The organism is Kyrpidia sp. (assembly GCF_023512215.1).
Lineage (GTDB): Bacteria > Bacillota > Bacilli > Kyrpidiales > Kyrpidiaceae > Kyrpidia > Kyrpidia spormannii.
Genome location: NZ_JAILZZ010000072.1, coordinates 1 through 9540, shown reverse-complemented (window position 1 = coordinate 9540; position 9540 = coordinate 1). Strand labels below are relative to the sequence as shown.

The window sequence follows — 9540 nt, the reverse complement described above, 5'->3', positions numbered from 1 at the left end:
ATCTCAGGCTCTGGAGAAGTGGAAGCCAGAGATTCTCAACAGTGACCAGGGCAGCCATTTCACCAGCGCGAAATACATCGACATACTTTTGGGCCACGGGATTCGGATCAGCATGGACGGTCGAGGTTGAGCACTGGACAACATTTTCACCGAGCGCCTGTGGCGGAGTCTGAAGCAGGAAGAGGTGTATCTTCACGACTACCAAACGCCGAGACAGGCTCGGGAAGGGATCGCCAGATACCTGGAGTTCTACAACCACAAGCGCCCGCACCAGTCCCTGGGATACGTGACGCCGGCCTCTGTGTTCGGGCTCTAGAGGGGGCCCCTCCGCCAAGGAGGGGGATCCTCCTGCCAAGAACGAGCACCAACGACGAAGGGGGGCTCCTCCACCAGAATGATCGAGGGATGATCCAGAAATGGAAAATGCGTCCGGCCCTCATATCCATATTCAGGAATCCCGACACACTTTAAAAAGGGCCAAAAAAATGTCTTGACAATGGGGTCCACCTCAGTTTTTGAAGGGTTTCACGCGAAAACCATGCACTAAATTTCTCTGTCAGGTACCGAAATCCCTTCCATCACGGGACTTTTTAATCGTTCAGCAGGCCCTAGTTAAAGAGTGGATTTTGCGGTCGGTGTATGATAAAGCGAGAAGGTGACAATAAGTCGCGTGTAGGATGAAGCCGAACAGTGCGTGATGGAGTGTGTGAGAGGCGGACCATTTGGGGCGTCTATTACCGGTGGAGTGTAAGCGTAAAATAGTCCACACCTGGCCGAGTGGTCAGCCGCATGCGATGATTCTCTCATACACCACCTGAGTGCAGGAGGAGGATCATCGCCATGACAAGGACCGAGTTGCGGAAAACTTGGGCTGACCGTGTGGCCCACTTCGAGGCCAGCGGCCAAAGCGCCGCCGCCTGGTGTGCTGCCCACCACATTCAACCCCATCAGCTGTACTATTGGCGGCGGAAACTGCGAAGCATTGAGCAGACCCAGACCCCCAGCCTTTCTCCGTTGCCCCAATGGCTCCCCGTTGAGATCGACGAAACCTCGTTGGACGCAGACACCTCCGTAGTCATCCGGGTCAACCACGTCGTCTTGGAAGCCCGGTCCGGCTGTTCCCCCCAGTGGCTCGCCGACCTCGTGCGGGCCCTGATGTCCCAGTGTTTAGTTTAGAGAATCCCGGACAACGGGTCTATCTGGCCTGCGAAAGCACCGACCTGCGCAAGTCCATCGACGAGCTCGCTGTGCTGGTCAAAGAGCAGTTCGACTGGACCCGTGATTCAAAGCCAGGCCCATCGGGAGGTAACGGGCCACACCGTCCTGTAAGCCGCCCCCAAGCCTACGAATGTCTTCGATACCTGTTTGAGCGGCTACCCAACGTGGACATCAACGATACCAGTGTCTTGGATAGACTGTTACCCTGGTCACCCGATCTGCCGGAGTCCGTCCGCCGTCGGCCATCCGGTGCCACGTCAACACTAAAATGAAGAACAGGCCCTGTCACTTGGGTCGGTGGGGTCTATTTGGCGTGCCCAGAAAGCCTACAGCCGCCGGCCCCGTTTGACACCTGCAGTAGTAAAGTAATCTTCTATTGTTTTTTTGGGGGGCTAGGACAAAGTCCATCCTGGCAATGCTTTGCATCTGGTATGATCAGACGATTGTCCGCCATCCAGCGATAAACCATATCACCCAATCCGACGCGCCCCAAACACCAAACGAGCGGAAACACCGGCCAAAGCAATGGTAATCCTCGCAGCACCGCTAAAACTGCATCAAAACCCTTATAGATACGATATTGATCACCTTGGTTGAGAAGGACTACCATTTCTTGTTCAAGATCTTCGATTTTAATGCCATAATTTTCGTAACCCGTGTCATGCCGAAAGGAAATCACACTTATCCGCCGCGAAAGATCCAGACCTCGAATGCTCATGGCGGTAGCACGGCAATATGGACAATATCCATCATAGTAAACGGTCATAGAAGAACTCTTTCGTAATCGATAGTGACCTACCAAGAGTACAGACCTCCTTTTCACTAGTAAGTAGGGTTGCTGAACGAGTCACGGTGTTACTGCCACTCAGTATTCCCCGAGTTGGACAGTTTGAAGTCACACGAATACCTTTAAACCTGAGACAAGATAAGGTATCCTGACCGATTCCCACTAACACGACGTGTAACTACAGCGCTCTTCTGGGAACCATCCGGAAAAACCGGTGCGGCTCTTAGATATCCAGTGCGCTTAGGATCTGCCGTTGAAAAGGGGTCATTTCCGTCGCTGCCACACCGTTCCCGCTGAACCGACCTCGATCCACCGGCTCTCATCGGCAAACGCCCGGTCCTTGAGCGCCTCACACAGACGATACGTTTCCGGCATGCGGCTAATAAACCACCGCTTCTCGTAGGTGTTCAGGTTCTCCTCGGTCACAAGGGCCGAGTCGGCCACGACGACCAAGGTGTTCCAGACCTCCGGCGACAGCAGTTCGGTGATGCGCTCTGTCCATGGCCCGTACCACGTCTTGTCACTCTGATTCCCGCTCATCACATCCGCGAATAAGGGAAGCCCGCCGTAACTCCCCAGCCCAAAGAGAAACTGCTTGAGGTCCGGACGCAGGTCCTTGCTGTACCCTCGGGTGATCCGAAAAGGCGCATCCTCGAAGTCGGCGGGATCGTAGCTGCCTTGCACGGAAAAGGAGGTGGTGTCCAGCCGGATGACATCCAGAACGAGGGAGCAGGCATCCGGGGATCCCAAGGCAATCTCGTGATAAATGCGCCAAGGATCGGCGTCGGCAAACTTATCCAGGGCCCGTGCCAGCCGGTCGTCATTGAAGTGGCCGGCCTCAATCCCATTGCCGAACAAGGCCCCCACATCCGTATCCCTGAAGAACCACTCGATCCGGTACAACGGTTCCCGGCGTACAAGAAGAGTACAACGGCCTCTACTGTGCTGGACTGTTCTGTAATTCCGTAGATACGTCTTTTCTATTAAACCATTTGCTTAGCCACTTAAGCTCCAACATCTTTTCCTCTGGTACATATGAAACGATCAAGCAAGCAATCATCGTGAGAGAGAACGTCCAAAGACCAAGCAAGACCGCGATCCCCAAGTGTAGGAACACCCCTGAAGCGAGAAAGTATTTCCATCTGTTCCTCGGAGCCAAAAATCCAAAAGCGAGGAATAACTCTACGATAGTTACGCCCCAAGTAATAAAAAATACAAAGGGGGAGGTCAAGATCTGGTTTAGCAGTGCTTTCATTGTATCGGTGATACCGAGCATCGGCATCTGAAAGAAATAGTAAACAGCGGTTCCGTCTACCCATTCAGGATTCTTAAGTCTTTGAATTGCAGCTTGCCCGTATAAGATAGAAAGCTGTAGACGCGCGAAGTTAATAACAATATGAGCTGCCATAACTTTGTATAAATAGGCCGCACTTCCTGCTTTGGTTTCGGGCTTTGACCAATGCCACTTACGATCGTCCAAGAGAGTAATGGGTAAAAGAATAAGTGTCATCACGGTTAGAACTTGTTCTCCCCCGTCTAAAAGCACGGCACTATTAAACACTGAACAAGCAATCCAGAAGTGAATAATCCCAGTGATTCTTGGACGCCATCCAGACATAACAATCAGCATAACGATCACTATGACCCACCGGGCGACCTCCAGGTGATTCGGGAACAAGTTGAAAAAGGAAATCTTCCGCACAAGATTTTGACTCATATCGATTTCTGAGAGCCCTTGAGCTGGTCGGAGGCGTTGTCCCAGGTTTCGTGGAAATTTGAAGGTGGCGGTCTCCTGAACCCGTTTGGTATAACGGGATTGGGCACAACAAGAAAGGAGAACGCCACCTATGAAATCAAGGGTACATCAAATTGTGAGAAATGACCAGAGCCTGTTTTCGACACTAGATCCTTCTCAGCAGTTCACCCTCCAACTGTCGCTACTGGACGTGATGGAGAGCGCGAAAGAGGGACTCATGGCCTTGGCGGTTCAAACCGGGCTTCGAGTGATTCAACTCATGATGCGAGAGGAAGTCGAAGCTTTGGTGGGCCCCAAAGGGAAACACAATCCAAAGCGCAAGGCTGTGCGACACGGAAAGGAAAAGGGCTCCGTGATGCTTGGGGGCCGGAAGGTGGCTGTGGAAAAAGTTCGGGTACGCAGCGTCGACGGTCATGAAATCCCGCTGGAGGCCTATCCCGAAAATCACGCGCCACGAATGTCTGTAGAAGCGCATACTGAACTAACCCCATCGTAGACGGGGCATTTGTATGATATTTCCACACACAGAGGCCTACGCGACAGGGTGGATCGTGACTTGGAAGCCGAATGATTCCAGCTTTCGAATGGCTTGCTTCACGACTGCTTCTTTTTGACGTGTGTCGTAATACGTCGGGCCGAGTTCCTTGTAAGGCTGACGTCGTCGGAGCATGTGGTACACGATGGTCAAGATGCTGTGCGCGACCGCAACGGCTGCACGATTACTCCCCCTACGAGCGGCAATGCGATGGTATTGAGCAGCCAAATACGTGTTCTTTGTCCTTGCCGCTGCACGGGCTGCCTCCACCAAGGCAGCTCTAAGTTTTTGGTTCCCCTTGCGAGTCTTGCCCGACTTTCGTTTCCCCGCACTTTCGTTGTTCCCTGGAGCCAGTCCTGCCCATAAGCATAAATGAGCGGCCGACGGGAATTGGTCCATATCCGTCCAAATCTCCGCCAAAACTTGTTCTGCCGTCCGTCGACCGACACCGGGGATGGTTTCCAGCAGCTCCAGGTCCTCTTCAAAAGGGCGCATCCGCTTCTTGATCTCTTCGTCCAGCCGGGCAATCTCTTCATCCAGGTAATCGATATGACGCAATTGTGTCGCCAGCATCATGCGCTGGTGGGGACCCATCAATCCCTGCAGTGCCTTCCGAACATCCGCCTTTTTCGCCTTCATCCGCCCCTTGGCCAGCTCGGACAGGACTTCCGGGTTTTCTTCGCCCTGAATCATGGCGTCCAACATGGCCCGTCCCGATTTGCCCAGGGTGTCACTGGCGACCGAGGATAGTTTGATGTTCGCTCCCTCTAGCACTTTCTGGATCCGGTTTACTTCCCGCGTCCGCTCCTCAATCAAGCTGCGACGATAGCGAAGGAGCTCTCGCAATTCTCGCTGTGCCCGGTTTGGAATGTAGCTGGCCTGCAGTAAACCATGACGCAGTAAACTGGCGATCCACTCGGCATCTTTGACGTCGGTCTTTCGGCCCGGAACGTTTTTCATGTGCTTGGCATTGACCACCAGCACCTGCATGTCTACCGATTCCAACAGATTGTAAATGGGCTTCCAGTAGGAACCCGTGCTTTCCATCGCCACATGCGTGCACTGATGCTGATGGAGCCAATCCACCATATCCAGGAGATCTTCTGTCATCGTGGAAAATGTGCGAATCTCCTTGGCCTCTGGAGTCAGTACACAAGCGACGACCGTCTTCTTGTGCACATCCAACCCGCAACAACGTTCATAAACGACATTCATGGCCGTCCTTCCTGGTGAGCTGGTTAGATTGAAGGGCTGGTGCAACGACCATGACCGATCATTCTATCCCGCGTGCTTCCTTGAGTCAGGAGCGACATTCTGTGGTGCACCTGGTCGTCGGAGTCAGTCTACCTTACGGGCTCGAGGCACCAAGGCGTGACGACCTGCCTTCACCAGCCACCAGAGTAACTGTTCAACACCGACTCATTTTCATCCTTCTGCTGGTGCCGCCCCGGCGGCATGGGGGTCTACCAGGCTTTTCAGGATCCAACGCTGCTGACCCAGGCCGCGTTGGAGCGGATGATTCATGGCTTGTCGACCCGAAACTATGCGTTTGGTCTTGAGCCGGTCGGAAACGAGGTGGAAACCTCCGGCACGAGCAAGAGCGCCGTTAGCCGGCGTTTCATTGCCGCCACGAAGAAGCTGCTCGAAAAACTCATGCAGCGGCGCCTGGACGACCGCCGGTACGTGGCGCTAGTTATTGACGGGATCGTCATGGCGGACCACACCGTAGTGGCGGCATTAGGGATTGACGTAGGGGGACAGAAGCAGATCCTGGGCGTCTGGGAGGGAGCGACAGAGAATGCGACAGTGTGTAAAGGACTGCTGACCGATCTTGTGGACCGGGGACTGAAAACCGATGATGGGATCCTGGTCGTCATCGACGGGAGTAAGGCTTTGCGTGCCGCAGTACGGGACGTGTTTGGAGAGATGGCATTGGTTCAGCGGTGTCAGGTGCACAGTGTGCCCAGAGCGGGTTGAGATTGAATCCGCGCAAGCTGATGGTGACCAGCCGGTGAAAGTCCGGTCCGGGTAATCGCCAGGGAGCCCGGTAGCAGACGGCCGGTGTTCGGGGGAAACGCCGGGCACCGAAGCGCCGTGTCAAAAGCCCTATAGGGGGAGCAACCAACCGGTCCGTAGCATGAAGCGAATCCTGCCGCCGCGTGATGGCAGCCCCATAAAGGGAACAAGCGAGAGCCGAGCCGGGTGTGTCACGGCGAAGGCCACGGAAGAGACGAAGAACCTGGATGGCAGTCTCGAAGAACTCGCCGCGGTAAGGGGAGCGGAACGGTTCGAAGGCCATCATCGGAACTGGGGAAGCCCTCCCTGGCCCTGGAAACAGGAGACGGAGGCCGTATAACCGGTGAGCCCCGGGAAGTCGGCTCTCTGCCAGGAGGGTGGCGGATGGGGACGTAGTACCGCTTGAGGACGGCGGACAACAAAACCGCGTCCGAGAGAAGGTCCCCTGCTCATTCCATGCGAGACGAAGAGAGGGGCGTTGCATGAATGTCAAAAACGGCTAACCACATGCAAGAAAGGACGCGCTCTCTCCAAGTCAAGCTGTACCTTGCGGCCAAGCAGAATCGAGGGCGACGGTTCCACGCATTGTATGACAAGGGTTACCGGAGCGACATACTGTGGCGATCTTGGGAGATGGTGAAAGCGAACGGCGGCAGTGCCGGCGTGGACGGGGTCACGATTGAGGACATCGAGCAGAAAGGCGTGGTTCCCTTTCTTCGTCAATTGCAGGAGGAACTGCGGAACGGCAGTTACCGTCCGCAGCCCGTTCGGCGGGTGTACATTCCAAAGCCGGATGGACGTAAGCGTCCACTGGGTATACCGACCGTTCGAGACCGAATCGTCCAAACTGCGGCGAAGATCGTGCTGGAGCCGATCTTTGAAGCCAACTTTTGCGATTGCTCGTACGGCTTTCGACCCAAACGTTCAGCCCATGATGCGAGACAACGCATACGCCGCGCCATTCAACGAGAGCAATGCCGCTGGGTGGTGGATGCGGATATCGTCGGGTTCTTCGACAATCTGAAACGCGGGCTGTTGATGCGGCTTGTAAGACGTCGGGTAAGTGATCGGAGAATGCTACGCCTGTTGTGGCAGTGGTTGGACGCCGGCGTGATGGAAGACGGGACACTGCATGATACGGAAACGGGGACGCCGCAGGGAGGGGTCATCTCGCCTCTCTTGGCGAACATCTACCTTCATGTTCTGGACATGCTGTGGCAGACTCGATACAGCCGACTGGGGAAACTCGTACGATATGCGGACGATCTGGTCATTCTGACCTGGCAGCGCTGGCAGGCTGAACGGATTTACCGGATCCTTCAACTGCTGCTCAGAAGGCTAGGGCTGACTCTTTCGCCGGAGAAGACGCGAGTAGTGAACCTGCAAGAAAAGGGAAGCGGATTCGATTTCCTCGGCTACCACTATCGCTGGCTCCCGAGTCACTGGAAGACCGGCAAATGGTACGTCGCTTGCTGGCCGAGCCGGAAGGCGATGAAGCGGGCACGTGAGCGCATCCGCGAACTAACTCCTTTACACCGGATCGGCCTACCTGTCAGTGTGGTTGTCCAAGAGCTGAATCAATTCCTAACTGGTTGGGGTGCGTATTTTCGTTATGGGAACTCCACACGCCAGTTTCGGGCAATGGACAACTACGTGGTAGCTCGGTTGAGCCGATTCATTTCTCGGAAGTATGGTCGCCGAGGTATCCGGCGTGGGATGGCGGTCTACCTGGCCAGCCACACGCATCTTGGCCTACGTACATTGGCGGGAACGGTAGTCTACGATTCTGTGAATGCCTGAGGTGAAGGGATGAGGAGAGCCGTGTGACGGAAAACGTCACGCACGGTTCGACGAGGGGAGGCTGGAAACGGCCTTGTCGCGCCAGCCTTCTACTCTACAGGAGCGCAATGTCCTGGAGCATCTGCCGGAGAAACAGCGAGATTGGGTCAAGAGGCAATTGCGGGAGGCCTGGCGCCAGGAGACCGAAAAAGAGGCACTGGCGGCCCTGCGGCGCTTGGCGGCACAACTTGAGAAGGCGTATCCAGGAGCAGCAGCCAGTTTGCGCGAGGGGATGGAAGAGACCGTGACCGTGATCCGGCTGGGAGTTCCGGAACTGCTTCGGGGAACTCTGCGCTCGACGAATGCGATCGAATCAGCCAATGAGAAGGTGCGGATGGTGAGTCGGAACGTCAAGCGCTGGCAGAATGGGGAACAGGTGCTGCGCTGGGCGGCTGCAGGATTTTTGGAGGCGGAGAAAAAGTTCAGGACCGTCAAGGGATTTCGCCAAATCCCTCTGCTCCTTGATGCATTACACAAATGTGTACATCCGCAACCACAGCAGGAAAACAAATCCATCACCGCGTAAATTGAAGAAAAAGGCCGTCACGAAAATCTACGACGACCGGGAAAGGCTTATTTGGGTCGAGGCCACGTGTCATGACGTGCTGTCAGTATTGACGTATTTTTTATCATGGTATATTTAATACATCATACGAAACGAATCATATTGCACACAATATATAATGAAGGGGGTTGTAAGGTGGCCGACTCTAATTTGGTAATAGTCCAAACAATAAGTGAAACAGTGCATAAGCGGTTACGTGAGCTTATTTTGTCGGGGCATTTTAAGCCGGGTCAGTGGTTGAGGGAGCGTGAGCTCTTGCAGATCCTTGGTGTGAGCAGAACTCCGGTGAGAGAAGCGTTGCGCAGATTGGAACAAGAACGTCTTTTGGAATCGATCCCACATCGTGGGTTTCGGGTGCCTATTCCGACAGAAAAAGAAATTGAGTCTTTCTATGAACTGAGGGCAGAACTTGAGGGCATTGCGGCTGCTCTTGCGGCAAAGAGGATCACCACTGAACAAATTGATACTCTTGAAGAAATCCTTGAGGCAGCAACGCGCTATCTTAGAAACCACCAGTCGCTTGAAGTCATCCGTGAGAACAACCGGTTTCATGAAACTGTTGCTCTTGCGAGCGGCAACCCCGTTTTACTGCAGTTTCTACAGCAGCTTCTTGACGGAATTAATTTGTATCGTGTGTTTTCCTGGTCTTCGAATAAAGAACGCCCTCCAGTCACTCTGAACCAACATAGAGAAATTCTGGAGGCAATTCGCAAAGGTGATAGCGATTTGGCCAGGCGTCGGGCTGCCGAACATGTGTGGGATTCTCTTCCTCTGGTCCTAGAAACAGTAAAGTTATTCCAGAAATAGTAAGACAAGTAGGAATG

The 9540-nt window shown here is 54.2% G+C and carries 6 protein-coding genes and 5 pseudogenes; 7 read left to right on the top strand and 4 right to left on the bottom strand.

What is annotated here, in order from left to right:
• Together K6T64_RS15425 and tnpA are read left to right on the top strand one after the other, a co-directional pair.
• Nucleotides 1–316, top strand: a pseudogene (locus tag K6T64_RS15425) (transposase); the annotation flags it as partial.
• A 524-nt stretch (nt 317–840) separates the two neighbouring features.
• Nucleotides 841–1176 (top strand): IS66 family insertion sequence element accessory protein TnpA, encoded by a 336-nt coding sequence (gene tnpA / locus K6T64_RS15420; RefSeq protein ID WP_288010949.1) that lies wholly within the window; start codon nt 841–843, stop codon nt 1174–1176.
• 415 nt (nt 1177–1591) lie between these two features.
• On the opposite strand, the gene K6T64_RS15415 is transcribed toward tnpA, so the two are convergent.
• From K6T64_RS15415 to K6T64_RS15405, 3 genes and pseudogenes are all read right to left on the bottom strand, one after another.
• On the bottom strand, nt 1592–2020 hold the full coding sequence (locus tag K6T64_RS15415; protein ID WP_288010947.1) for a thiol-disulfide oxidoreductase DCC family protein: 429 nt from the start codon (nt 2018–2020) through the stop codon (nt 1592–1594).
• A gap of 279 nt (nt 2021–2299) precedes the next feature.
• Nucleotides 2300–2929, bottom strand: a pseudogene (locus K6T64_RS15410) (IS1634 family transposase); the annotation flags it as partial.
• Nucleotides 2930–2942: 13 nt separating this feature from the next.
• Nucleotides 2943–3722 (bottom strand): sporulation-delaying protein SdpB family protein, encoded by a 780-nt coding sequence (locus K6T64_RS15405; protein WP_288010945.1) that lies wholly within the window; start codon nt 3720–3722, stop codon nt 2943–2945.
• Nucleotides 3723–3852: 130 nt separating this feature from the next.
• Between K6T64_RS15405 and K6T64_RS17055 the strand changes: the two are divergent.
• Nucleotides 3853–4242: pseudogene (locus K6T64_RS17055) on the top strand (IS256 family transposase); the annotation flags it as partial.
• A gap of 51 nt (nt 4243–4293) precedes the next feature.
• Here K6T64_RS17055 and K6T64_RS15395 read toward each other — a convergent pair.
• Nucleotides 4294–5511 carry an IS110 family RNA-guided transposase gene (locus K6T64_RS15395; protein ID WP_288010944.1) on the bottom strand — a complete coding sequence of 406 codons (1218 nt, stop codon included), beginning with the start codon at nt 5509–5511 and terminating at the stop codon, nt 4294–4296.
• Between the two features lie 249 nt (nt 5512–5760).
• On the opposite strand from K6T64_RS15395, the pseudogene K6T64_RS15390 reads away from it, so the two are divergent.
• The 4 genes and pseudogenes from K6T64_RS15390 to K6T64_RS15375 all read left to right on the top strand — a co-directional run.
• Nucleotides 5761–6252, top strand: a pseudogene (locus tag K6T64_RS15390) (transposase); the annotation flags it as partial.
• 567 nt (nt 6253–6819) lie between these two features.
• A complete protein-coding gene (ltrA, locus tag K6T64_RS15385) occupies nt 6820–8112 on the top strand; it encodes a group II intron reverse transcriptase/maturase (RefSeq protein WP_288010942.1) in 1293 nt (430 codons plus the stop codon).
• Between the two features lie 97 nt (nt 8113–8209).
• Nucleotides 8210–8677 (top strand): annotated as a pseudogene (locus K6T64_RS15380) (transposase); the annotation flags it as partial.
• A 174-nt stretch (nt 8678–8851) separates the two neighbouring features.
• Entirely contained in the window at nt 8852–9523 is a 672-nt protein-coding gene (locus K6T64_RS15375; protein ID WP_288010941.1) for a GntR family transcriptional regulator, read from the top strand.
• Nucleotides 9524–9540 lie beyond the last annotated feature (17 nt).

Excerpts from the sequence above, each read along its gene's own strand:
- K6T64_RS15395 (WP_288010944.1), bottom strand. The coding sequence starts at position 5,511 with ATGAATGTCGTTTATGAACGTTGTTGCGGGTTGGATGTGCACAAGAAG.
- ltrA (WP_288010942.1), top strand. The coding sequence starts at position 6,820 with ATGCAAGAAAGGACGCGCTCTCTCCAAGTCAAGCTGTACCTTGCGGCC.
- K6T64_RS15405 (WP_288010945.1), bottom strand. The coding sequence starts at position 3,722 with ATGAGTCAAAATCTTGTGCGGAAGATTTCCTTTTTCAACTTGTTCCCG.
- tnpA (WP_288010949.1), top strand. The coding sequence starts at position 841 with ATGACAAGGACCGAGTTGCGGAAAACTTGGGCTGACCGTGTGGCCCAC.